General features: G+C 71.5%; 19 protein-coding genes. 12 read left to right on the forward strand and 7 right to left on the reverse strand.

Annotated features, from left to right (window positions below):
* Window positions 1-18 precede the first annotated feature (18 nt).
* Window positions 19-759: a molybdopterin-dependent oxidoreductase gene (locus tag AC0IY0_RS02910; RefSeq protein ID WP_471763038.1), complete on the reverse strand. Its 741-nt coding sequence runs from the start codon at window positions 757-759 to the stop codon at window positions 19-21.
* On the reverse strand, window positions 756-1454 hold the full coding sequence (locus AC0IY0_RS02915) for a cytochrome b/b6 domain-containing protein (RefSeq protein ID WP_147938905.1): 699 nt from the start codon (window positions 1452-1454) through the stop codon (window positions 756-758). Before AC0IY0_RS02915 ends, AC0IY0_RS02910 begins: the two co-directional genes overlap by 4 nt.
* A 185-nt stretch (window positions 1455-1639) precedes the next feature.
* On the opposite strand from AC0IY0_RS02915, the gene AC0IY0_RS02920 reads away from it, so the two are divergent.
* The 3 genes from AC0IY0_RS02920 to AC0IY0_RS02930 all read left to right on the forward strand — a co-directional run bounded on the left by AC0IY0_RS02920 (window position 1640) and on the right by AC0IY0_RS02930 (window position 5386).
* A complete protein-coding gene (locus tag AC0IY0_RS02920) occupies window positions 1640-2734 on the forward strand; it encodes a glycosyltransferase family 4 protein (RefSeq protein ID WP_147909717.1) in 1095 nt (364 codons plus the stop codon).
* 457 nt (window positions 2735-3191) lie between these two features.
* Window positions 3192-4286: a glycosyltransferase family 2 protein gene (locus AC0IY0_RS02925; RefSeq protein ID WP_471763040.1), complete on the forward strand. Its 1095-nt coding sequence runs from the start codon at window positions 3192-3194 to the stop codon at window positions 4284-4286.
* Window positions 4283-5386, forward strand: coding sequence for a glycosyltransferase (locus AC0IY0_RS02930; RefSeq protein ID WP_471763042.1), 1104 nt, complete (start codon window positions 4283-4285; stop codon window positions 5384-5386). Before AC0IY0_RS02925 ends, AC0IY0_RS02930 begins: the two co-directional genes overlap by 4 nt.
* A gap of 213 nt (window positions 5387-5599) precedes the next feature.
* Here the strand turns inward: AC0IY0_RS02930 and AC0IY0_RS02935 are convergent, their stop codons facing one another.
* Window positions 5600-5782, reverse strand: coding sequence for a hypothetical protein (locus AC0IY0_RS02935; RefSeq protein ID WP_147909714.1), 183 nt, complete (start codon window positions 5780-5782; stop codon window positions 5600-5602).
* Between the two features lie 256 nt (window positions 5783-6038).
* Here AC0IY0_RS02935 and AC0IY0_RS02940 point away from each other — a divergent pair, with 256 nt between their 5' ends.
* The 4 genes from AC0IY0_RS02940 to AC0IY0_RS02955 all read left to right on the forward strand — a co-directional run bounded on the left by AC0IY0_RS02940 (window position 6039) and on the right by AC0IY0_RS02955 (window position 11763).
* A complete protein-coding gene (locus AC0IY0_RS02940) occupies window positions 6039-7316 on the forward strand; it encodes an efflux RND transporter periplasmic adaptor subunit (protein ID WP_471763043.1) in 1278 nt (425 codons plus the stop codon).
* 10 nt (window positions 7317-7326) lie between these two features.
* Window positions 7327-10467 carry an efflux RND transporter permease subunit gene (locus AC0IY0_RS02945; RefSeq protein ID WP_471763044.1) on the forward strand — a complete coding sequence of 1047 codons (3141 nt, stop codon included), beginning with the start codon at window positions 7327-7329 and terminating at the stop codon, window positions 10465-10467.
* An 85-nt stretch (window positions 10468-10552) separates the two neighbouring features.
* Window positions 10553-11110 (forward strand): DUF4337 domain-containing protein, encoded by a 558-nt coding sequence (locus AC0IY0_RS02950; RefSeq protein ID WP_147909712.1) that lies wholly within the window; start codon window positions 10553-10555, stop codon window positions 11108-11110.
* A 119-nt stretch (window positions 11111-11229) separates the two neighbouring features.
* On the forward strand, window positions 11230-11763 hold the full coding sequence (locus tag AC0IY0_RS02955; RefSeq protein ID WP_147938910.1) for a phosphate-starvation-inducible PsiE family protein: 534 nt from the start codon (window positions 11230-11232) through the stop codon (window positions 11761-11763).
* A 6-nt stretch (window positions 11764-11769) separates the two neighbouring features.
* Here AC0IY0_RS02955 and AC0IY0_RS02960 read toward each other — a convergent pair whose 3' ends face one another.
* Window positions 11770-12288 carry a TspO/MBR family protein gene (locus tag AC0IY0_RS02960; RefSeq protein ID WP_471763045.1) on the reverse strand — a complete coding sequence of 173 codons (519 nt, stop codon included), beginning with the start codon at window positions 12286-12288 and terminating at the stop codon, window positions 11770-11772.
* Window positions 12289-12425: 137 nt separating this feature from the next.
* Between AC0IY0_RS02960 and AC0IY0_RS02965 the strand changes: the two genes are divergently transcribed.
* The 4 genes from AC0IY0_RS02965 (at window position 12426) to AC0IY0_RS02980 (ending at window position 16564) form a co-directional block, all read left to right on the forward strand.
* Entirely contained in the window at window positions 12426-13628 is a 1203-nt protein-coding gene (locus tag AC0IY0_RS02965) for a trans-sulfuration enzyme family protein (protein ID WP_471763046.1), read from the forward strand.
* Window positions 13629-13707: 79 nt separating this feature from the next.
* Window positions 13708-14199 (forward strand): hypothetical protein, encoded by a 492-nt coding sequence (locus AC0IY0_RS02970; RefSeq protein ID WP_147909708.1) that lies wholly within the window; start codon window positions 13708-13710, stop codon window positions 14197-14199.
* Window positions 14200-14295: 96 nt separating this feature from the next.
* On the forward strand, window positions 14296-15225 hold the full coding sequence (locus AC0IY0_RS02975) for an AEC family transporter (protein ID WP_471763047.1): 930 nt from the start codon (window positions 14296-14298) through the stop codon (window positions 15223-15225).
* A gap of 109 nt (window positions 15226-15334) precedes the next feature.
* Window positions 15335-16564 carry an acyl-CoA dehydrogenase gene (locus AC0IY0_RS02980; RefSeq protein WP_471763048.1) on the forward strand — a complete coding sequence of 410 codons (1230 nt, stop codon included), beginning with the start codon at window positions 15335-15337 and terminating at the stop codon, window positions 16562-16564.
* A 234-nt stretch (window positions 16565-16798) separates the two neighbouring features.
* On the opposite strand, the gene AC0IY0_RS02985 is transcribed toward AC0IY0_RS02980, so the two are convergent.
* The 3 genes from AC0IY0_RS02985 to tcuA form a co-directional block, all read right to left on the reverse strand.
* A complete protein-coding gene (locus AC0IY0_RS02985; RefSeq protein WP_147938914.1) occupies window positions 16799-17290 on the reverse strand; it encodes a bleomycin resistance protein in 492 nt (163 codons plus the stop codon).
* 101 nt (window positions 17291-17391) lie between these two features.
* Entirely contained in the window at window positions 17392-20655 is a 3264-nt protein-coding gene (gene addB, locus AC0IY0_RS02990; protein ID WP_471763049.1) for a double-strand break repair protein AddB, read from the reverse strand.
* Between the two features lie 262 nt (window positions 20656-20917).
* Window positions 20918-22414, reverse strand: coding sequence for an FAD-dependent tricarballylate dehydrogenase TcuA (gene tcuA / locus AC0IY0_RS02995; RefSeq protein WP_471763050.1), 1497 nt, complete (start codon window positions 22412-22414; stop codon window positions 20918-20920).
* 118 nt (window positions 22415-22532) lie between these two features.
* Between tcuA and AC0IY0_RS03000 the strand changes: the two genes are divergently transcribed.
* Entirely contained in the window at window positions 22533-23186 is a 654-nt protein-coding gene (locus AC0IY0_RS03000; RefSeq protein WP_147910101.1) for a GntR family transcriptional regulator, read from the forward strand.
* Window positions 23187-23217: the final 31 nt, after the last annotated feature.

A 23217-nucleotide genomic window follows, 5' to 3' on the forward strand; every position in this document is an offset into this window, starting at 1 on the left:
CGCCACGCGACGGACGGCTCAGATGCCAGCGTACCAGCTGAACCCGAGGCCCGCGACCATGCTGCCGCGCCCGTGGCCGATGCCGTCGACGCGGTCCACAGCCTCGATGCTGGTGAGGTATTTCAAGGACTTGTAGCCGAGCTGGCGCTCGACCCGGAGGCGAACCGGGGCCCCGTGGGCCACCGGCAGGTCGGCGCCGTTCATGCCGTAGGCCAGGATCGTCTGCGGGTGCAGGGCGTCGAACAGGTCGTAGCTGTCCCACCAGCCGTCGACGCTGCGCATCACCACGTAGCGCGCCTCGGGGCGCATCCCGGCGGCGGCGAGCACCTGCGCGAGCGGGACGCCGGTCCACTGGCCGATCGCCGACCAGCCCTGCTCGCAGGAATGCAGCGTGATCTGCGTGCGCACCGGCATCGCCTTCAGCTCGGCCAGGGAGAACGCGCCCGGCCGCGCGACGAGGCCCGTGACCGGCAGGCGCCAGTCCGAGAAGCCCTGCGCCTTCGAGCGGCGATAGGCCGGGTCGTCCGGGTCGGTGGTGTTGATGGTCGGGAACACCGCCGAGATCGCCTCGGGGCCGAACTCCCGGGCGAGCGGCTGGCGCGCCAGCAGCAGGCGCTGCCCGGCGAAGGTCAGCCAGTCGCTCAGGCCGTAGGGGTTCGGGCGCACCTTCGGAGTGCCGGGCTCGCAGCCGCCGACGAGGCCGGCCGCGCCGATGCCGGCGGTCCCGACGATCAGGCGGCGACGGGTCAGCGCGCTCATGGGTTCTCCTCCGCGTTGCCCGCACGCCCGGCGATCATGCCGCGCATGAGGTCCAGAGGCCGGTTCGCCAGCACCTGCCAGATGTGGATGGCCAGGAACGCGACCATCGCGAAGGCCGCCAGGAAGTGGATCGTCCGCGCCGACTGCCGGCCGCCGAACAGCGCGAACAGCTCGGGCCAGGCCGCGGTGACGCCCGGGGACATGGTCAGGCCGGTGAGCAGCATCAGCGGCGCCAGCACCAGCAGGACGGCGAGGTAGGCGAGCTTCTGGAGCGCGTTGTAGCGGCCGGTCTGCGGCGCCCCGGCGCGCAGGCGCAGGTGCGACCGGATCTCGCCCGCGAGCGCCCGCGGCCGGATCTCGGCCGGCTCCGGCAGCAGGCGCCGGCGCAGGTGACCGCGCAGCAGCGCCAGGGCCAGGTAGGCGGCCCCGTTGAGGACGAAAATCCAGGCGGCCAGGAAGTGCAGGTTGCGCGCCCAGCCGGTCTGCTCGAGGTTCACCGGCAGCGGCAGGGTGATCCAGGCCGGCGCGTCGTTGGCCCCGGTCTCGCCCCAGAACAGCTTCGGCAGGGCCAAAAGGATCGCGGTGCCGCTGACCATCAGCGCCAAGGTCGCGGCGGCGCCGGTCCAGTGGGTCAGGCGGACCCAGGCGGGGTGGCGCACCCGGCTGAATGGTCGACCCGTCGTCTCGATCATCATCGGTTCAGAACGCAGCCCTTACGGATGTGGGAACGCGCCGCGTCCGTCGTCGCTCCCGGCGCCGATGACGCAACGCTTGATGAAGAAACGATGGGCATGATACCCGCCAGGCTGGTTGCGGACGATTTTCCTCTCGCTCCGCTGCGGCCGGCAAAGATCCCCACACAACCGGATTCGGTGCGCGCGTGAAGATCGCTGTCCTGGCACATCTGAAGTACCCGATTGGCCAGCCCTACGCCGGCGGACTGGAGATGCACACGCATCTTCTCACCGTCGCGCTGAAGCGGCACGGACACGACGTGACGCTGTTCGCCAGCCGCGGCTCGGACCCGGCGCTCGATCCGGTGATGCTGTGCGACCCGACCGGCGACGCCCTGGCGGATCCGGACCGCGAGGAGGCGATCGACGAGGCCGAGTACGACGCCTACCGGCGGATGATGGAGCTGGTCGCGGCCGGCGGGTTCGATATCGTGCACAACAACGCGCTGCACGCCCTGCCCCTGCAGATGAGCGCCCGGCTCGGGCTGCCCTGGGTCACGGTGCTGCACACGCCGCCCTTCGACGCCCTGGTCGCCGGGGTGGTGCAGGCCGACCCCGACATGGCCTTCCTGGCCGTGTCGCCGTCGCTCGCCCAGGAATGGCAATCGCTCGTGCCCGGCGCGCAGGTGGTCGACAACGGCGTCGACCTCTCGACCTTCGCGTATTCCGAGACTCCCGACGCTCCGCCCTTCGCGTTCTGGTCGGGCCGGATCGTGCCCGAGAAGGGGCTGCACCTGGCCATCGACGCCGCCCGGGCGGCCGGGCTGCCGCTGACCTTCGCGGGCCCCAAGCTCAATCCCGGCTACTGGGCGGCCGAGATCGCCCCGCGGCTCGGGCCGGACCTGACCCATCTCGGGCACCTCTCGCACCGGGACCTCGCGCACCATCTCGGCCGCGCCCGGGTGGCGATCGTGTCGCCGCGCTGGGAGGAGCCGTTCGGCCTCGTGGTCGCCGAGGCGCTCGCCTGCGGCACGCCGGTGGCCGCCTTCCGCCGGGGCGCCATGCCCGACATCCTCGACGCCCAGTGCGGCTGCCTCGCCCGGCCGGACGATTCACAGGACCTCGCCGTGGCGATCCGCGATGCGGCCGGCCTGTCGCGCCGGGCCTGCCGCGACCGGGCCGAGGCCCTCTACGACGCCGCCGCCATGACCGAGCGCTATCTCGAGAGCTACGATGCCGTGATGGCGCGCTGCGCCGAGCGAGCGCAGCCGACGCTGCGGGTGGCCGGCGGGCGGGCGTAACCGAGACCGGCGGGGGCCTGCCTGGCAAAGCGGGCCGGGATGTTCACACGCCGTCTTCCGGATGTAGGCGCCATCGCCCGCCGCGCTCTCCCTCCCCCCTCTGTGGGGGAGGGTGGGCCGGCCGTCAGGCCGGGTCGGGATTGGGGCAGCGCGACGATGCAGGATGGATCAGGCGTCCGCGACCTTTTCGGAAGCGTCGCTCCCCTCTCCCGACCCCTGCTGACGCAGGGGCCACCCTCCCCCGCAAAGGGGGGAGGAAGGGCGGGGATCAGGTCTGGCGTGGATCTCCTGTCCAGCCGGAGGCGATCCAAGACCAGATGGGTCAGCATCAGAGCCCGGACGGGAGAGCCGACCCGCGCCTCGGCCGGCGCCACAGACCCGTGACGCCCATACGCGTGCCGGGGACGGCAGAAACACTGCGTCTAGCGCGCGGATGAGGTTGGGAAGACTAGCTATCATGACCCGCGCAACCGCCACCCCGATCGCCAGGCCCTGCGTCGTGTGCATCCCCGCCCGCAACGAGGCGGAGCGGCTGCCGCGCCTGCTCGCCTCCCTGGCCCGGCAAGAGGGCTTTTCCGACCGCGCGCCGCTGCGGGTGGTGGTTCTCGCCAACAACTGCACCGACGGCACGGTGGCGGCGATCCGGGCCCTGGAAGGATCCGGCGCGCTCGCGGGGCTGACGCTGCGGGTGATCGACGTGGCGCTGCAAGGCCCGCAAGCCCATGTCGGCACCGCCCGACGCATGGCGCTGGATGCCGGGGCCGACTGGCTCGACGCCGAGACCGGCCCGGACGGGATCCTGCTCACCACCGACGCCGACGCGCGCCTGCCGGCCGACTGGGTGGCGGCGAACGTGGCGGCCCTGCGCGGCTCGGACGTGGTCGGCGGCCGCCTGGTGATCGACGACGACGGCGCCGCCGACCCGCGGCTTGCCGAGTTGCACGCCCGGATCGAGCGCTACTGGGCGGGCGTCCGGCGCCTGGAAGACCTCCTCGATCCGCCGCCGCATGACCCGGCGCCGCGCCACGGCGACCATACCGGTGCCAGCCTCGCCGTCCCGGTGGCGCTGTATCGGGCGGTCGGCGGCCTGCCGCCCCTGCCCTGCGGGGAGGATAACGCCCTCGTCGGGCTGCTGCGGGCGCGCGGCGCCCGGCTGCGCCACTGCCCGGACGTGCGCGTGATGGTCTCGTCCCGCCACACCGGCCGGGTCTCAGGCGGCATGGCCACCGAGATGGCGCGCCGCGCCCGCGTCCTCGACGGAGAGCCGTATCTGCTGCCGGAGGCCGCCCATTGGCGGGCCCTGGTCCTGCGCCGGGCCGCCCTGCGGCGGGCGTTCCACCTCGCCGGACCGGCCCGGGCGGAGGCCTGCGCGCGGCTCGGGCTCGGCGCTGCGGAGCTGGCCGCCCTGGGCGATTGTCCCAACGACATCGCCTTCGTGGAGCGGGCCGACCCCATCCTCGAATCGCGTTCGCCACCGGCCCGGACATGCCCCCTCGACCGGGCCCTCGCCGACCTCGACGCCCTCGCCCTGTCGCTGCGGGACGCCGCGTGACGAGCGGGATCGGCTGGTATGTCCATCATCAGGGGGCCGGGCATCTCCAGCGCGCCCGCGCGGTCGCGGCCGCCCTGCCGCGGCCCTGCACGCTGATCGGTACCCTCGCCGCGTTCGACGCGGGCGCGATCGCGAGACCGGGCCTCGACGTGCTCGACCTGCCCGACGACCGCCCGCTTGGCCGCCCGGATATCGGCGGCTCGGAATTGGGCGACTCGGATTTGAGTGGCTCGGACTTCGACGGGCGGGACGGCGAGGCCGGGCGGCCGGAAGCGTTCCACTACGCACCCCTGAACCATCCCGGCGTGCGGACCCGGATGGCCCGCATCGCAGACTGGGCCGCCAGGACCGACCCGGCCCTGATCGTGGTCGACGTCTCGGTCGAGGTCGCCCTGCTGGCGCGCCTTCTGTCGGTGCCGACCCTGGTGGTGCGCCTCGCCGGCACCCGAACCGACCGGCCGCACCTGGAAGCCTTCCGCAGCGCCACGCGCCTGCTCGCCCCCTTCCCAGAGGCCCTGGACGGGGCCGGCGTGCCGGACTGGGTCCGCGCCAAGACGCACTATGCCGGGTTCCTGGCAGCGCCCGCGCAGGCGGCCGCGGAGGCGGGCGACGACATCTTGGTGGTGTTCGGCCGCGGCGGCGCGGGGGGCGACCTGGCGGACCTCGCCGCGGCGGCCCGTGCCGTCCCCGACCGGCCCTGGCACGTTCTCGGCCCCGTCACGGGATCCGGCGACCTCCCGAGCAACCTGCACCTGCACGGCTGGGTCGGCGACGTCGAGGCCCGGGTCGCCCGGGCGGCCCTGCTGGTCGGGGGCGGCGGCGACGGGCTGGTGGCGCTGGCCGCCGGACAGGCCAAGCGCTTCCTCTGCCTGCCGGAGGAGCGCGCCTACGGCGAGCAGACCGAGAAGGCCGAGGCGCTGCAGATGCTCGGCGCCGCCATCGTCCACTGTGGCTGGCCGTCCGCCGAGGCGTGGCCCGGCCTCATCCGCGCCGGCCTCGCCCTCGACCCATCGATCATCGGCGGCCTGTACCGGCCGAGCGCGATCCAGGATTGCGCGGCCACGATCGAGGCGCTGATCCGGCAGACCGGGCGCGCCTGACCGGAAACCAGAGCGGCCGACGGCGCGAGAGCCTGGGCGACCTGCGGTTCTGAATGCCGGGCTCCGCTGCGCCCTCCGAATGACGGGGTGATCGGAGGGCGCGGGGCCAGCGCCTGTCACAACCGGGAAGGATGCGCGCCGAGCGGACAGAAAAAAGGCGCCCGTCACTGAGGACGCGCGCCGGTCGCTCGCTTCGCGATGGTGAAGACTGTCTTAAGAAATCAGGTCCAGCTTCGCGGCCTCGAGTCCGGTGTCGCGGATCGTCTCCGGGAGGGCCGAGAAGTCGCGGTATCCGGCCTCGCGGGCCATGGCGTCGAGTGCCGTCTGCGCGTCATCGGCCGCACCGGTCCAGACGACGGCGCCGCTCTTCGTCTGCTTGATCTGAAAGATGCTCATCGAATCCTCCCCGGTCTCACCAAGACCATTTCACGAATAACGGCCGAGTCCGGCGACGGTTGCAGGTCGGAGGCGGTCAAACACCGCTGTTTTCATCTACACCCCACCTGCGGCTCCGGGCTCCGGGGACGGACTTGTACGAAGCCGCTATGCTGGCTCGATAGAGAGTGCCCGCGCCATGAAAACGCCGATCTGCGCAGCGACGGAGGGGCAACACCCGTACAACCCCGCCAGCGAGGCTTCCGTTTTGCCGATCATGTCCGGGCGCACGTACCGCCTCAGCGTCCTGTGCGGGCTCCTGATCCTGGCAGCATTGCCGGCCCGCGCCGTCGAGACGGCCGCGGTCCCCGACGTCTCCGCCATCGCCCCCGCGGTCACGGTCGTCCCGGCCCAGCGCCGCGAGATCGTGGAGCGCGCCGTCGTCACCGGAACGCTGGTCCCCCGGGACGAGATCCTGGTCGCCCCGGAGGTCGAGGGCCTGCGCATCACCGAATTGCTGGTGGAGGAAGGGGATCGCGTCACCAAGGGCCAGGTGCTCGCGCGGCTGTCCCAGGAGATGATCGTCACCCAGGAGGCTTCGAACGTCGCCGCGGTCGCCCGGGCCGAGGCGGCCATCGTCCAGGCCCAGAGCCAGATCGTCCAGGCCGAGGCCGCCAACGTCGAGGCCAAGCAGGCGCTGGAGCGCGCCCAGTCGCTGGCCAAGACCGGCAATGCCACCGCGGCCGTTCTGGAGCAGCGCGTCTCGGCCGCGCAGGGGGCCGTGGGCCGCCTGGCCGCCGCCAAGGGTGGCCTGCAATCGGCCCAGGCCGACCTCGCCACCGCGCGGGCGGCCGGATCCGAAATCGCCCTGCGCCGCGCCCGCACCGACATCCGCGCCCCCGAGGCCGGCATCGTCAACCGCCGCACCGCCCGGGTCGGCGCTTCGGTCACGGCGGCCGGGGAGCCGCTGTTCCGCCTCATCGCCCGCGGCGAGATCGAGCTGGAGGGCGAGGTGCCCGAGACCTCGCTCGCCCGCATCAAGGTCGGCGATCCGGCGAGCCTCGATCTCGACGACGGCCGCCAGCTGCGCGGCAAGGTCCGCCGGGTCTACCCGGAGGTCGACCGGGCGACGCGGCTCGGCAAGGTCCGCATCCGCCTCTCCGACGATCCGGCCCTGCGCATCGGCGCCTTCGCCCGCGGCAACGTGGAGGTGGCGCGCCGGGAGGGTCTCGCGGTCCCGGTCTCCAGCCTGCTCTACGCGGCGGACGGCAGCGCCAGCGTGCTGGTCGCCAAGGACGGGCGGGTCGAGGCGCGCGCGGTCACCTCCGGCCTGACGTCCGAGGGCTTCACCGAGATCCGGTCGGGCGTCGCGGCCGGCGAGAGCGTCGTGGCTCGGGCCGGCAGCTTCCTGCGCGACGGCGACCGGGTGCGAGCGGTCTCCGCGTCCAAGAACACGTCAGGGAGCACGTCAGGGAGCACGTCCGCGAGCACACCCATGAGCGCGCCCGCGAACACACCCATGAGCGCCCCGATGGCCGACGCGGCCCCGCGGTAGGACCAGAGACATGCGCCTCAACGTCTCCGCCTGGGCGATCCGGAAGCCGCTGCCCTCGGTGGTGCTGTTCCTGGTCCTGATGATCTTAGGGCTGGTCAGCTTCCGCGCCCTGCCGATCACCCGGTTCCCGAACATCGACATCCCGATCGTCTCGGTGACGATCACCCAGTCCGGCGCAGCGCCGGCCGAGCTTCAGACCCAGGTCACCAAGTGGGTCGAGGATTCCGTCGCCGGGGTGAAAGGCGTCAAGCACATCCTGTCGACCATCACCGAGGGCATCTCGACCACGACGATCGAGTTCCGCCTGGAGGTGAACCAGGATCGCGCGACCAACGACGTCAAGGACGCGCTCAGCAAGATCCGCCAGAACCTGCCGCGGACCATCGACGAGCCGATCGTCTCCCGGGTCGAGATCGCCGGCCTTCCGATCATGATCTACGGCGCCTCCGCGCCCGCGATGACGCCCGAGGACCTGTCGTGGTTCGTGGACGACGTGGTCGCCCGGGGCCTGCAGAGCGTGAAGGGCGTCGGCGGGGTCGAGCGCCTGGGCGGCGTCGCCCGGGAGATCCGCGTCACCCTGAAGCCCGACCGGCTGCTGGCGCTCGGCATCACCGCGGCGGACGTGAACCGGCAGCTGCGCCTGACCTCCGCCGACATGGCGGGCGGGCGCGGCGAGGTCGGCGGGCAGGAGCAGTCGATCCGCGCGCTCGCGGCCTCGGCGAGCCTCGACACCCTGGCCAAGACCTCGATCGTGGTGCCGGGCAACCGCAAGGTCCGGCTCGACGAGCTGGCGACCCTGTCGGACACCGCCGAGGAGCCGCGCACCTTCGCGCGCTTCAACGGCGAGCCGGTGGTGGCCTTCGCGGTCTCCCGGGCCAGCGGCGCCAGCGACGCCGACGTCTCGGTCGGGGTCGCTAAGAAGATCGCGGCGCTCCACGCGGGCAACCCGGACGTGCGGTTCGACCTGATCGACACCAGCGTCGTCAACACCATCGGCAACTACCACTCGGCCATGATGGGCCTGATCGAGGGCGCGGCGCTCGCGGTCATCGTGGTGCTGCTGTTCCTGCGCGACTGGCGCGCCACGCTGATCGCCGCGGTGGCGCTGCCGCTCTCGGTGCTGCCGACCTTCTGGGTGATGAGCACGCTCGGCTTCTCGCTCAACGCCGTGAGCCTGCTGGCGATCACGCTGGTCACCGGCATCCTGGTGGACGACGCGATCGTGGAGATCGAGAACATCGTCCGGCACATGCGGATGGGGAAATCGCCCTACCGCGCCTCGCTCGAGGCCGCCGACGAAATCGGGCTGGCGGTCATCGCGATCACGGCGACGATCATCGCGATCTTCTCGCCGGTCTCGTTCATGGGCGGCATCGCGGGCCAGTATTTCAAGCAGTTCGGCCTGACCATCGCGGCCGCCGTGTTCATGTCGCTGCTGGTGGCGCGGCTGATCACGCCGCTGCTCGCCGCCTACTTCCTGCGCGACCACGGCCCCGACCACACGACGGACGGGATCGTGATGCGTGGCTACACCCGACTGGTGGCCTGGTCGGTGCGGCACAAGTTCATCACGCTGATCCTCGGCATCGCGTGCTTTGCCGGCTCGATCGCCTCGACGGGCCTGCTGCCGGCGGGCTTCCTGCCCGCGGAGGACCAGGCGCGCACGCTGTTCGTGCTGGAACTGCCCCCGGGCGCCCGGCTGCCCGACACGGTGAAGCTCAGCGACGCGATCGAGCAGAAGATCCGGGCGCTGCCCGAGGTGAAGAGCGTGTTCGTGGACGGCGGCCGGCAATTGCCCGGCAAGAAAGAGGTCCGGCTCGCGACGCTGACCATCAACCTCACGCCGAAGAACACCCGGCACCGCACGCAGAAGCAGGTCGACGCGGAGATCGCCGCGATCCTGCGCGAGGAGCCCGACATCCGGTTCTGGGCCCTGCGCGAGAGCGGCCAGCGGGACATGGCGCTGATCATCGCCGGGCCCGACAAGGCCGTGGTGGCCGATGTCGCGGCCAAGCTCCAGCGCGAGGCGGCCCAGATCCCGCACCTCGTCAACGTGATGTCGACGGCCCCACTGGACCGGACCGAGATCCGCATCCGCCCGAAGGCCGGCGTCGCGGCCGATCTCGGCGTCTCCACCGACACCATCGCGGAGACCGTCCGGGTCGGGACGATCGGCGACATCGGCATGAACCTCGCCAAGTTCAACGCCACCGACAGGCAGGTGCCGATCCGGGTGCAGCTGCCGGAGAGCCTGCGCGGCCGGCTGTCCGAGCTCGAGACCCTGAAGGTTCCGGTGAAGGGCGGCGCCGCCGTCCCGCTGGCGACGGTGGCCGATATCAGCCTCGGCCAGGGCCCCACCGGGATCGACCGCTACGACCGCTCCGTGCGCGTGGCCATCGAGGGCGACATGCAGGGCACCGACGCGCTGGCCGAGCTGATCAAGCAGGTAATGAACCTGCCCACCGCCAAGAACCTGCCGCCCGGGGTCACGATCAGCCAGACCGGCGACGCCGAGGTGATGGGCGAGGTGTTCGAGGGCTTCGCGCTGGCCATGGGCGCCGGCCTGATGATGGTGTTCGGCGTGCTGATCCTGCTGTTCGGCAACTTCCTGCAGCCGCTCACCATCCTGTTCTCGCTGCCGCTCTCCATCGGCGGCGCGATCCTGGCGCTGCTGATCTGCCACATGCCGATCTCGATGCCGGTGGTGATCGGCATCCTGATGCTCATGGGCGTGGTGACCAAGAACGCGATCATGCTGGTCGATTTCGCGGTCGAGCAGATCCATACCGGGGTCGACCGCACCACCGCGATCGTCGATGCCGGCCGCAAGCGCGCCCGGCCGATCGTGATGACCACCATCGCGATGGCCGCCGGCATGGTGCCCTCCGCGATGGCGTTCGGCATCGGCGGCGAGTTCCGCGCCCCGATGGCGGTGGCGGTGATCGGCGGCCTGATCGTCTCGACCGTGCTGTCGCTGGTGTTCGTGCCGGCGATCTTCGTGCTGATGGACGACCTCTCGCGCCTGCTCGGGCGGCTGTTCGGCCGCTTCGTCGGCGAGCGGGACGACCCGCAGGACGAGCCGGGCTACGACGAGGCGCGGCATCCGGCCAATGACGGCCGGGCGCTGCCGCCGCGGATCGCGGCCGAATAGGCAGCGGGCGGGCGCCGCGGCATTGCGCGCGGGGCCCGGATGGGTGTGAGTCGCACCCGACGAATCAACGGGGAAACGGGAAGCGATGTCGGGTGGTCACGGGTCGATCGAGGGTTCGAACAAGCGCGTCGCGCTGCTGATCTCGATCCTGGCTTTGTTCCTCGCCTTCAGCGAGACCCTGGGCAAGGCGGCGCAGACGGATTCGATCGGCTCGAATGTCGAGGCGGCCAACCAATGGGCCTACTTCCAGGCGCGCACGATCCGCTCAACGGTGCTGAAGACCGCCGACGAGGCGATCGCGCTGGTGCCGCCCGGCCCGAACCAGGACGCCATCGCGGCCAAGCGCGCCGAATGGGCCAAGACCCTGGCGCGCTGGGAATCGGAGCCCGCCACCGGCGAGGGCCGCAAGGAGCTGACCGCGAAGGCCCGCGCCTCCGAGGAGCGGCGCGACCTGTCGCTGCTGCGCTACCACCATTATGAACTGGCCTCCGCGGCCTTCCAGATCGGCATCGTGCTCGCCTCGGCCGAGGTGATCACCGGCATCGCCATCCTGGTCTTCGCGGGTGGTTTTCTGGGACTGGCCGGGGCGGCGCTGCTCGGCTTCGGCTACCTGGCGCCGCACGCGCTGCCGTTCTTCCACTAAAGCACCGTCCCGGACGGGGGTGACCGGCTCGCGGATTGATGCTCTGACTCGGTGAACGACGTGCGCGCGGCCCCAGGGCCGCGACAGCCGTCACGGTTTCACCGGGGGGACGTTGCGCAATGGCCGACAGGGACGACGAACAGCAAGGGCGCCTGACGCGGATCGCCAGCGGGATCTTCCTCCACACCGAGCACGCGATTTACGCGGCGCTCGGCCTGCTCCTGGCGGTCACCGCCCTGGTCGCGCTGATCGAGGCCACCGGGTTGACCTGGGAGGCGCTGCGCTCCCTCGGGGGCGCCACGCAGATCCTGGAGGTCATCGACCGGCTGCTGTTCCTGCTGATGCTGATCGAGATCCTGCATACCGTGCGGGTCTCCATGCGGTCCGGCAAGCTGACCTGCGAGCCGTTCCTGATCGTCGGCCTGATCGCCTCGATCCGACGGGTGCTGGTGATCACCCTGCAATCCTCGGAGATCACGCACGCCAAGGACTGGTCCCCGGAGAAGCAGGCACTGTTCAACGCCTCGATGATCGAGCTCGGCGTGCTGGCCGGGCTGATCCTCACGATGGTGCTGGCGATCTTCATGCTCCACCGCGCCCGCGACGACGGCAGGCCGGCGGGGGAGGAATCGGAGGAGCATGCCGGGGCTTGAGCCCCGTCAATTCAACCGCAGGATCGCGGCGTTGAGCAGCGTCGCGAAGGCGACCCAGGCGGCGTAGGGCACGAGCAGCCAGGCTGCCGCCCGGTCGAACCGCCAGGTCAGCCGGATCGTCCACAGCACCATCACCAGCAGCATCGCCACCACGATCAGCCCCGAGCCGATCGCGTGGGCGGTGAAGAACACCGGTGTCCAGGCGGCGTTCAGCACGAGCTGGACCAGGAAGGCGGCAAGCGCGAGCCACCAACCCTCGCGGCTCGGCCCGGTGCGGGGCATCGCACCGAGCAGCCGCCACAGCGCGACGGCGATCATCGTGTAGAGCACCGTCCAGGCCACGGGGAAAAGCCAGTTCGGCGGGTTGAAGGACGGCTTGTTCAGGCTCGCGTACCAGCCCGGGATCTCCGCCTGGGTCGCCGCCGAGCCGATCGCGGCGGTGATCACCACCGGCACGATCGCGGCGGCCAGCCGCAGCCAGCGCGGCAGGGCCGAAGCCTCGGGAACTTGTGTCGCGGCCCGCATCGTCGTTCGTTCTCCGTGGAAGCCGCATCCCGCCACGCGCCTGCCGGCTCCCGGGATGCGGCATAATCCAGATTGCACAGGTTGCAGGGACGCATGCGCCGTGGCACGCGCCCGGTTCCATCCGCCGGAATCACCAGATGTCAGAGCCTAACGCGCCGCAAGGGGATACGGATACCGGCACCGGCACGCTGGCGGGCTTCTCCCGCCGCAGCCTCGCCGCGCAGGCCATGGGCCGGATCGAGCCAGAGACCCGCGCGGTGGTGATGCCGCTGCACCTCTCCACCACGTTCATCCGCGATCCCGACAACGGCTACAGCTCGGGCTACTGCTACGCCCGGCCCGACAACGCTACCGTGCGAGAGGCCGAGGCCGTCCTGGCGATGCTGGAGAATGCGCGGGCCGGCGCCCTGCTGTTCGGCTCCGGCATGGCGGCGGCGACCGCCGTGTTCGGCGCTCTGGAACCAGGGGATCACGTCGTCGCCGGCACCGTCATGTACTGGGCGCTCAAGCGCTGGCTGCGCGAGGAGGCGCCCCGCCGCGGCCTGACCCTGACCTTCGTAGACACCGACGACCTGGAGGCCCTGCGCGCCGCGATCGAGCCCGGCCGGACCAAGCTCGTCTGGATCGAGACCCCCGGCAACCCGCTCTGGACGGTGACCGACATCGCGGCCGCCGCCGAGATCGCCCACGCCGCCGGAGCGCGGCTCGCGGTCGATTCCACCGCCGCCTCGCCGGTCCACACCCGCCCGCTCGACCTGGGCGCCGACATCGTGATGCATTCCGGCACCAAGATCCTGAACGGGCATTCCGACGTGGTGGCGGGCGTGCTCGCCGGCGCGCAGGCGGACGCGTTCTGGGAGCGGATCCGGGGCATCCGCGCCGGCAGCGGCGGGATCCTCGGGCCCTTCGAGGCCTACCTGCTGATGCGCTCGCTCCGGACCCTGCACCTCCGGGCCGCGGCGCAATCGGCCGGCGCCCTGCGGCTCGCCGAGCGCCTGCGCCTGCATCCGCATGTGAGCCACGTCCTGTATCCGGGCCTGCCCGACGATCCCGGGCACGCGGTGGCGCGCCGGCAGATGCAGGACGGCTTCGGCTTCATGCTGTCGATCCGGGTGGCGGGCGGCGAGGCCGGCGCGATCGCGACCGCGGCACGGGTGCGGCTGTGGAAGCGCGCGACCTCGCTCGGCGGCGTCGAGAGCCTGATCGAGCACCGCGCCTCGGTGGAGGGACCTGGGAGCCCCTGCCCGCCGGACCTCCTGCGCCTGTCTACCGGGATCGAGGATACGCAGGACCTGTTCGGCGACCTCGACCAGGCCCTGCGCGGCGCGCACGGCGATTGATCGGCGGGTGCGTGGTGCCGAAGGCCGGTCCTGCGCGTTGTGCCGCCGCATACTGCTCTCGACCGCGAGTCTCACGTCCATGATGCCCCCCCGGACCGCCAAATCCCGCGCCTGCATCCCCGGAGCGCTCGCGCTCCTCGCCCTGTCCCTCGCATCCGGATCCGCCCGGGCCGACACGGTGCCGAATCTCGACGTGGAATCGACCTGCAAGTCGGCGCAGGTCGCCAACACCTCGATCAGCGACCAGGCCAACTACGATGGCTGCCTCCGGTCCGAGCGGGAGGCCAAGCGCCAGGCCCAGGATCACTGGGGCAGCTACAGCCCTGCGGCCAAGCGCCAGTGCGAGAACCAGTTCAAGGCCGGGGGCTACCCGTCCTACGTCGAGATGGTGACCTGCCTGGAGCTGGCCTCCGGCTCGGTTCCGACCCAATCCGGCCAGGGCGGCACGGCCACCGGCGGCCCCGGCGCGCCCAGGGACGTCAAGGGGCAGCGGGAAGGCGGGGCCAAGCTGACCAAGGAGCCGCCCGCCAGCCAGCGCACCAACCCGATCGAGGTCCTGGAGAACAAGTAGGCCCTATACACGCCCCCGGCGCGCACCCGGGGGCACAAAAGCCAGCCTCGTCATGCTATGCGCGAGTTCCCCCCGCGCGCAGCCCCGACCCGATCCGTGAACGCCCTCGCCATCATCGCCCCGATCTTCGGGATCGTCCTGATCGGCTGGGGCGCGGCGCTGACAGGCCTGCTCTCCGACAAGGTGAGCGACGGCCTGTCGGAATACGTGTTCGCGGTGGCGGTCCCGGCCCTGATCATCGCCACGCTGACCCGGCCGGGGATGACCGGCGAGATCGCCTGGACCTACTGGGCCGCCTATTTCGGCGGGGCGGGCGTGTCCTGGTTCGTCGGCACGCTGATCGCCCGGCGGCGCGCCGGGATCGAAAGGCGCGGCGCGATCCTGCACGGCTTCGCGGCCAGCCAGTCGAACACCGTGTTCGTTGGCGTGCCGATGATCCTCCAGGCCTACGGCGAGGACGGCGCCTTCCCGCTGTTCATGCTGCTCGCCGTCCACCTGCCGCTGATGATGGGCTGCGCCACCTTCCTGATCGAGTCCGATTCCGGCCTGCCGGTCCTGGCGCGCCTCCGCGGCCTCGGCCTGGTCCTGCTCAAGAACCCGATCTTCGTGGCGCTCCTGATCGGCATGGCCATGAAGGGCCTCGGAATCACCCCGGCCGGGATCCCCAAGGCCCTGATCGACGCCTTCGCGGGCACCGCCTCGACCTGCGCGCTGGTGGCGCTCGGCGCGGGGCTCAAGCGCTACCGGGTGCTGTTCGACCTCAAGGGCGCGCTGGTGATCGCGTGCCTGAAGAACCTGCTGCACCCGCTGGCCGTGTGGGTGCTCGCCTTCCACGTCTTCAAGATGCCGACGGCCTACGCGGGCGTCGCCACCCTGTTCGCCGCCATGCCGGTGGGGATCAACGCCTACCTGCTGGCCGCCCGCTACCGGACCGAGACCGGGATGGTCGCGGCCTCGGTGCTGGTCTCGACCCTGCTGGCGCCGCTGACGACACTCCTCTGGCTGATGCTGCTCGGCAGGGCGTGACGCTCGGAGCCCAGCGTCACCGGGTGCGTTGGACCGCAGGCCGTCTGGGTCTAGGTTGACGCCAAGCGCGGGGCCGAAGCCCGCCACACCCTGTAGGCGAGGAATTCACATGAACGCTCCAATGCGCCCCCCGGGCAGCGCCTCACCGTCGGCCCCGGCCTCGTCCCGCTTCGTCTGGGAGGACCCGTTCCTGCTGGACGACCAGCTCACCGAGGACGAGCGGGCGATCCGCGACGTGGCTCAGAGCTTCGCGCAGGAGCAGCTCCTGCCCGGCATCGTCGAGGCCTACGCCGAGGAGAAGACCGATCCCGGGCTGTTCCGGAAGATGGGCGAACTCGGCCTGCTCGGCGTGACGCTCCCGGAGGAATACGGCTGCGCCGGCGCCTCCTACGTCGCCTACGGGCTGGTGGCGCGGGCGGTCGAGGCGGTGGATTCCGGCTACCGTTCGATGATGAGCGTGCAATCCTCGCTGGTGATGTACCCGATCCACGCCTACGGCTCGGAGGCGCAGCGCCAGAAATTCCTGTCCAAGCTCGCCTCGGGCGAATGGATCGGCTGCTTCGGCCTGACCGAGCCCGATGCCGGCTCCGATCCCGCCGGTATGAAGACCAAGGCGGAGAAGATCGACGGCGGCTACCGGATCTCGGGCGCCAAGATGTGGATCTCGAACGCGCCCTTCGCGGACGTGTTCGTGGTCTGGGCGAAGTCCGACGCGCATGAGGGCGCGATCCGCGGCTTCCTCCTCGAGAAGGGCATGAAGGGCCTCTCCGCCCCGACCCTCAAGGGCAAGCTGTCCCTGCGCGCCTCCACCACCGGCGAGATCGTCATGGAGGGCGTCGAGGTCGGCGAGGACGCGCTGCTCCCCAACGTCTCCGGGCTCAAGGGCCCGTTCGGCTGCCTCAACCGGGCGCGCTACGGCATCTCCTGGGGGGCGATGGGCGCGGCCGAGGATTGCTGGCACCGGGCGCGCAACTACACCCTGGAGCGCAAGCAGTTCGGGCGTCCCCTCGCCCAGACCCAACTGGTCCAGAAGAAGCTCGCCGACATGCAGACCGAGATCACCCTCGGGCTGCAGGCCTCGCTGCGGGTCGGGCGGCTGATGGACGAGGGCCGGATGGCCCCCGAGATGATCTCGCTGATCAAGCGCAACAATTGCGGCAAGGCCCTCGATATCGCCCGCACCGCCCGCGACATGCACGGCGGCAACGGCATCATGGGCGAGTACCACGTGATGCGCCACGCCCAGAACCTCGAGACGGTGAACACCTACGAGGGCACCCACGACGTCCACGCGTTGATTTTGGGCCGCGCCCAGACGGGACTGCAGGCGTTCTTCTGATTTTTGGGACAGGATGGCCTCCCTCTGGCCATCCCCATCTCCCGCCGCCTCATTCAGAAGGGCTGTGAGACGTTCGATCACGCTCCGATTCCCCGTGCGCCCGACGCCTTCGCGGATCCGGACGGGCCTGAGTTTCCGGCACGAGCCGCCGGTCCCGTCTGCCGTGCGGGAGAGGAACCCGGCGCATCCTCCAGACTGCGCCAGGCTCTGTCGAGGGTGCGACAAGACCCACCGTCAATCTCCGACGGCGGCCCGGATTCCCAGGCTCTCGACGAGGCGGACGAGGTAACCGTCGGGATCCTGCACGAGACATTCCCGCTGGCCGTGCTCGGCCTCCCCGACTCGGTACCAAGCCTCGCGCGGCCCCTCGAACAACGGCCAGCTTACCGCCGCGAGCGCCGCCAGAACCGGATCCAGCGGTTCGATCTTGGTCTGAAAGTTGATGCCCCGGCCGAACGGGTATTCCAGTTCCGCCGTCTCCCAAGACCCGTTGATCTGATACAGCATGATCTGCACCGAACCTCGCGTCAGGTAAGCGAAGCGCGCGGCCGGCCGATCGTAGGCAATCGCGAAACCGAGCAAGTCACGCCAGAAGTGCAGGCTCCTCTCGAGATCGGTCACCCCCAGTTCGGGAACGAGCGCCGCGAAACCACCGTGCGGCGCAGCGCCAGAGCCCGATGATCGTGCTCTGGCAACGGGGTCCGCCAGGGGTTTCGGTCCAGCCATCCGGCCCTCGTCTCGAGGAACGCGGCTTCCAAGCCTTCGCCAGTCGCGCCCGGGCACGACCTTACCGCGCACCGCCCCTGGTCGAGCAAGCGCGGATCGCGTCAGCCCTCCCCGCCCTCCTCCCCACCCAGCGACCATTCCAGCACCCGGGCCAAGTGGTCGTACGCCCCGTACTGGCTGGCATATTGCGGGTAGGGCCGGGCCGTGTAGGCCGCCTCGCCGGTCATGAACCGGGCGACCAGGCCCTTCAGGCGGGCGGCGTGCTCGGCCACGATCGCGTCGACGCTGCGCTCCTCGCCGCGGGGCGGCTTCACAGGAATCGGGACGAACGGCTTCCGGCCGCCCGAGGCGTGAACGTAGAGCAGGTCCGGCGTGGCCTTGACCGGCGGCACCCCGTCGAAGGCGCCGTGCATCAGCATCGCCGCCTCCAAGGTGAGCTGCGGCGAGAACCCGGTAAAGATCATCTTGGCCGAGGGCGGCGTGCCGGTCTTGTAGTCGACGATGCAGGCGGTGCCGTCCGGGCGCAGCTCGATCCGGTCGGCCCGGGCCCGCAGGGTGAAGCTCTCGCGGCCCATGGGGATCACCCAGCGCCCGGACACCTCCGGGTGGATGCGGCGCAGGGCCGGCCGCCGCTGCGCCTCCCAGGCGAGGTAGGCGGCGGCCATGCGCTCGTAGCGCGGCCACCACTCGGCGTAGAGTTCCGGATAGGTGTCGGCGATCTCGCCGAACGCGTTGGCCGCGATGGCGAGCAGGCGCTCCTCCGGCTGCCCGGGCAGACCCTGTGGATGGGCGCTGGCGAACTCCGAGAAGATGTCGTGCACGAGGGAGCCGCGGGTCGCCACGCTCGGCACCGCGGCCAGCGGCTCCAGGGGGTCGAGCCCGAGCACGTGGCGGGCGAAGATGCTGTAGGGGTCGCGCACCAGCGTCTCGATCTCGGTGACGCTGAGCGAGCGCGGGAACAGGGCCGGGTCGGGCTTCGGAGCCGGGCGCTTCAGCCGCCTCTCGGGTGGGGCCGCGTCGAGGCGGGCCGCGAGGGCGGTGAAGCGCCGGCCGGCCTCCAGCACCGCCTCCCAGCGCGCGTCGCCGGCCAGCGCACGCAGGCGCTGGATCAGGCGCGACGGCACGGTCGGCGAGCCCTCGCGCTTGAGCGCCCGGGTGATCACCGCGTCGCGGCAGCCCAGCGCCTGCACGAAGTCGTGCGCCATCTGGCCGATCCGCCGCTCGGGCGGGTTTAGACCGACCCGCTCGCGCATCGGCCGGTTGAGGAACGCGTCGGTCAGGGTCCGCACCGGCCAGACGCCCTCGTCGAGCCCGCCGAGCACCACCCGGTCCACCGACAGCAGCCGCGCCTCCAGCAGGCCGAGGATGCGCAGGCGCGGATGCGGCGCCTCGCCCGAGCAGCCGACCAGGCGCTCCCGGGCGAGCGATGTGAAGAAGGTCGCGTAATCGTCGAACCGCCCCGGCATCAGGCCGGGCTCGGCCATCTCCAGGTCGTCGAACAGGGCATCGAGGCAGGACAGGGAGCCGTCCGCAGCCTGTTCAGCGGCATCTCGCGAGGCGTCTTTCGAGGCGTCTTGCGGGACGTCCCCTGAGGCGTCTTGCTGTGCCTCTTGCGGTGCCTCTTGCGCGCCGTCCTCCGGGCCGGCGATCAGCCAGTCGCAGGCGGCGCGGTGCAGGGCCGCGGTGGCGACGAGATCGCAGTCGACGGCGCCGTCCGGACCGGGGAACGCGGCGAAGACCTGCTCCAGCCGGGCGAGCAGGTCGGCGGCGAGATCCCAGTCGATGTCCTTCAGGCGGCGCTTGGCCCTCGGGCGGCGCTCCGGCGGCCCGACCCGCTCGGCGGCGAGGGCATTGCGCAACCCCGGAAAGCCCGGGGCCGGGACGGGACCGCGCAGCAGCCCGATCTCCAGGGCGGCGGCGCCGCGCACCACGTCGGACCGGGGCAGGCCGAGGCGGACCATCGGGTGCGACAGCAGCGCGATCAGCCGGGCCGGGATCGCGTCGGCCTGGTTGCGGGCGAGGTCGGCGGCCAGTTCCGCGGTCAACCGGGCGAGCCGGCCCGCCGGGCTCCCGGCCAGAGCCAGCCCGGCCGAATCCTCGGCGACGATGCCCCAGCGCAGCAGCTCCACCGCGACACGCCCGGCGAGACCGCGATCGGGCGTGACCAGGGCCGCGGTGGCGCCCGGGACCTGAAGCGTCTCGCGCAGGGCCAGTGCGGCGACCAGCGCCTCCTCCCGCTCGTCGGCGGCCTCCGTGAGCGCCAACCCCGCGAGGCCGTCCTCGGCGATCGCGTCGCGCTGTTCCGGGTCGAGGTCGGCCCAGGCATCGGTGGTGTCGGCCGGGCGCAGGGCCTGCGACAGCAGCGCGGCCCGGGCCACCTGCCCGGGATCCGGAGCTCCCAGCGCGACGACGTCCGCGCGCGGAAGGGCGAGGTTGTCCGGCCCGAGCAGCCGGTGCAGCACCGCCTGGGGGTGCCCGTGGGCGATCACCCGGGAAAACCCCTCGCCGGTGTCGATGCCGGACCAGCCGGCGGCGTCGAGGTCGAGGTCGAGCCCGGGCAGGACCACGGCGCCCCGGGGCAGCTTCGCCACCGCCGCGATCAGCCGGGCGGTGGCGGGCACGGAGCCCAGCGATCCGGCGACGACCACGGGATCCGTCGGCGCGGTCCGCGCGAGGCGCCGCCCCTCGGCGAGGACGAGGCCGCGGGCGCGGGCGACGGGATCGGACAGGCCGCGCTCGGCCAGGAGCTTCGGCCAGTTCTCGGCGGCGATCTTCACGAAATCCAGCGTCAGGCCGAAATAGCGCGAATACTCGGCCTCCACGGCGGCGCCGATCTCCGACCAGGGCAGCCCCTCGACGGTGAGCGCATCCATCAGCCGTTCGAGATCGCCCGCGAGCCCGACTGCGTCGGCGGGGGAGGACGGCACCAGGAACGGCACCTCGGCGTCCAGCGGCAGCAGGGTCCGGTCCACGGATTTCGCCCAGGCCTGGACCAGGCGGGCGAGGATCAGCCGACGCTCCAGCGGCGGCATCGGCGTGCTGAGGGGATCGTTGTCCTCGAGCAGCGGCTCGGAGGCGAGGTCGAGTTCCGCCTCGTCGGCCTCGCCCAGGGGGATCATCCGGGGCAGCAGGGCCGCGTAGCCGGGCGCGCCCCGCTCGTGGGCCCGCCGGCCGAGCCGCTCGGCCAGGATCGCGCCCAGCGCCCGCGCGGCCCGGCGGGTCGGCAGGTAGATGGTGACTGATGCGAGCGCCAGCGGATCGTCCGCCACGGGCCCGACCAGCCGGCCGGACAGCAGCGCCTCGGCCAGCGCCGGCAGGAACGGGACGCCCCGGGTGATGGTGAAGACGGCCTGCCTGTCTGACATGGGCGTCTTCTACGCGCGCGCGTTCGATGGGGACAGGTGCTTGCGACGATGGCGAACGCGCGCCGTCCCGTATCCCGCCCGCCGATGGCGCGAGGTCACCCCGGAATACGATGTCTTTCAGACGCGTCAGAATTCCCGGGCCGTTCCATCACCCTCCTTGTCATCCCGGGGCCGCCTGCGGCGCCCCGGAATGACAGGGTGGTTCATCCTGCGGCCTTGGGATCCGCGATTGACGAAGAGATCCGAGAAACCACCGGATCTTCTAACCCCGCACGGCCTCCGCGGCGCCGTAGCCGGCCCGCCGCCCGAAGACCACGCCGGAGGTCAGGCCCGAGCCGCCGGGATAGCCGTTGAAGAACACGCCGCCGACCATCTCGCCGCAGGCGTAGAGACCGGGGATCTCGCTGCCGTCCTCGCGCCGGACGCCGCCACCCTCCCCGACCTCGACGCCGCCATACGTGAAGGTGATGCCGCCCGTCACCGGGTAGGCCTTGAACGGCCCGGTCTCGATCGCCTGCGCCCAGTTCGACTTCGGCAGGGGCAGATCCTTGGTGCCGCGGCCGTCCTTCACGGTGGGGTCGAACGGCACGGCGTCGTCCACGGCGGCGTTGAAGTCCGCGATGGTGCGCCGGGCCGCAGCCCGGTCGATGCCGTCGAGCTTGTCGAGCAGCCCGTCGAGCGTGTCGGCCTCGACGAAGTGGGCGTCGTGGAACCGGTACTCGCTGTAGAGCAGGTGATCGACCTTGGCGTCGAAGATCTGCCAGGCGACGTGCCCGGGCTGCTCCATGATCGAGCGGCCGAACTGGGCGTAGGTGTAGTTGCGGAAGTTCTTGCCCTCGTCGACGAACCGCTGCCCGGCGGCATTCAGCATGAGGCCCAGGAAGTAGCAGATCTTGCGGTAGTGCTTGCGCTCGCCGTGCGGCAGGTCGAGGTTGCCGTAATCGGGCGTGTGCAGGTCCATCGGGGTGGCGTGGCAGCCGCCGTAGAAGCCGTGCGGCTTGGCGCCGAGCGCGAGCGCCATCTCCAGCCCGTCGCCGCGGTTGTGCGGCGTGCCGCGCACCCGGGCCTTGTCCCAGCCCGCGCCGATGAACCGGGTCCGCAGCGCGGGGTTCGATTCGAAGCCGCCGCAGGCCAGGATCACCGCCCCGGCCCGGAACGCGCCCTGCGGCGTCTCCACGCCGACGACGCGGCCCGCCTCGACGATCAGCCCGGTGGCCGGGCAACCGTAGCGGATCTCGCCGCCGGCCTTCGTGAAGGCCTCAAGCTCCGCACGGGCGAGACCGAACCCCTCGTCGTGGGTCGCGAGCGTCAGGCCGCCCCAGAACACGAAGCGGCCGTCCTTCTCGAAGGATTGCCGGGCGTAGATCGGCTCGAACTTCACGCCTTGCGTCGAGAGCCAGCGCAGGGCCGCGCCGCTCTCGTCGATCAGGATGCGCTGCTCGCGCGACAGCGGCCTGCCGTCGTTGAAGCCGAGGAGGTCGGTCTCGAAGGTCTGCGCCGTGTAGGCGCCGAAATCGGTCCGCGGCAGGCGCTGGTCGTCCGGGTCGGCGAGCAGCGGGATCAGGTCGTCGTTGCCCTGGTAGACGAACCGCATGGCGCCGGCGGTGTAGGCGGTGTTGCCGCCGGCCAGATCCGGCTCCGCCTTCTCGATCATCAGCACCGAGGCGCCGCGCTCCAGGGCGGCGAGGCCCGCGCTCATGGCGGCGTTGCCGGAGCCAACCACCACGATATCAAAGGGTCCCGCCCGCCGATCCTGCATCGCCGCCTCCGTCATCCGAACCGCGCTTCAATTATTGTATACGCTTGCATGCAATGCGGAGCAAGCGTTCCTGCGGCCATCGTTTCGCGCTATGGCCACGGCCGAGGAGAGCCCGGCCATGAAGGCGAGCGAGTCTGAGCGCTCCAACGGTGCCGCCGCCTACGAGCGGCTGCTGCAGGCGATCGAGGAGGGCGAGCTCGCCCCCGGCAGCCGCCTGCGCGAGGCCGAGCTGGCGGAGCGTTTCGCGATCAGCCGCACGCCGGTGCGCGAGGCGTTGGGCCGGCTGGAAGCGCAGGGCCTCGTCGCCCACGAGCCGCACCGCGGTGCCAGCGTGGCGCAGCTCGATTACGGGCAGGTCAGCGAACTCTACGACATGCGCGAGGTGCTGGAGGGAACCGCGGCCAGGCTCGCCGCGATCCATGCCAGCGCGGTCGAGACCGAGCTTCTGGAAGAGATGATTGCCCGGGACCGGGCGCTGGCCGGCGACGGGGCGGCGCTGGCGCGAACCAACCGCCTGTTCCATCGACAGATCCACGCCGCCGCGCGCAACCGCTTCCTGCAGCACACCCTGGAGACGATGCGCCTGTCGCTGGTGCTGCTGCCGGGCGCGACGACGCTCGCCGCCCCGGAACGCGCGCTCGAATCGCTCGACGAGCACGCCGCGATCGTCGCGGCGATCCGCGCCCATGACGGCGACGGCGCCGAGGCGGCGGCGCGGGCCCATATCCGCGCCGCCTTCAAGACGCGGATCCGGATCTGGCAGGCGACCTGAGCTGCTTCCGGCCCCTCACCATTTCGGATGG

The sequence above is a fragment of the Methylobacterium sp. AC315 genome (genome assembly GCF_979253755.1).

What these genes read in the sequence shown, in the direction of transcription:
- AC0IY0_RS02910 (WP_471763038.1), bottom strand. Translation starts at nt 759, where the DNA reads ATGAGCGCGCTGACCCGTCGCCGCCTGATCGTCGGGACCGCCGGCATC.
- AC0IY0_RS02915 (WP_147938905.1), bottom strand. Translation starts at nt 1,454, where the DNA reads ATGATGATCGAGACGACGGGTCGACCATTCAGCCGGGTGCGCCACCCC.
- AC0IY0_RS02925 (WP_471763040.1), top strand. Translation starts at nt 3,192, where the DNA reads ATGACCCGCGCAACCGCCACCCCGATCGCCAGGCCCTGCGTCGTGTGC.
- AC0IY0_RS02935 (WP_147909714.1), bottom strand. Translation starts at nt 5,782, where the DNA reads ATGAGCATCTTTCAGATCAAGCAGACGAAGAGCGGCGCCGTCGTCTGG.
- AC0IY0_RS02940 (WP_471763043.1), top strand. Translation starts at nt 6,039, where the DNA reads ATGTCCGGGCGCACGTACCGCCTCAGCGTCCTGTGCGGGCTCCTGATC.
- AC0IY0_RS02945 (WP_471763044.1), top strand. Translation starts at nt 7,327, where the DNA reads ATGCGCCTCAACGTCTCCGCCTGGGCGATCCGGAAGCCGCTGCCCTCG.
- AC0IY0_RS02950 (WP_147909712.1), top strand. Translation starts at nt 10,553, where the DNA reads ATGTCGGGTGGTCACGGGTCGATCGAGGGTTCGAACAAGCGCGTCGCG.
- AC0IY0_RS02955 (WP_147938910.1), top strand. Translation starts at nt 11,230, where the DNA reads ATGGCCGACAGGGACGACGAACAGCAAGGGCGCCTGACGCGGATCGCC.
- AC0IY0_RS02960 (WP_471763045.1), bottom strand. Translation starts at nt 12,288, where the DNA reads ATGCGGGCCGCGACACAAGTTCCCGAGGCTTCGGCCCTGCCGCGCTGG.
- AC0IY0_RS02965 (WP_471763046.1), top strand. Translation starts at nt 12,426, where the DNA reads ATGTCAGAGCCTAACGCGCCGCAAGGGGATACGGATACCGGCACCGGC.
- AC0IY0_RS02970 (WP_147909708.1), top strand. Translation starts at nt 13,708, where the DNA reads ATGATGCCCCCCCGGACCGCCAAATCCCGCGCCTGCATCCCCGGAGCG.
- AC0IY0_RS02980 (WP_471763048.1), top strand. Translation starts at nt 15,335, where the DNA reads ATGAACGCTCCAATGCGCCCCCCGGGCAGCGCCTCACCGTCGGCCCCG.
- AC0IY0_RS02985 (WP_147938914.1), bottom strand. Translation starts at nt 17,290, where the DNA reads ATGGCTGGACCGAAACCCCTGGCGGACCCCGTTGCCAGAGCACGATCA.
- addB (WP_471763049.1), bottom strand. Translation starts at nt 20,655, where the DNA reads ATGTCAGACAGGCAGGCCGTCTTCACCATCACCCGGGGCGTCCCGTTC.
- tcuA (WP_471763050.1), bottom strand. Translation starts at nt 22,414, where the DNA reads ATGCAGGATCGGCGGGCGGGACCCTTTGATATCGTGGTGGTTGGCTCC.
- AC0IY0_RS03000 (WP_147910101.1), top strand. Translation starts at nt 22,533, where the DNA reads ATGAAGGCGAGCGAGTCTGAGCGCTCCAACGGTGCCGCCGCCTACGAG.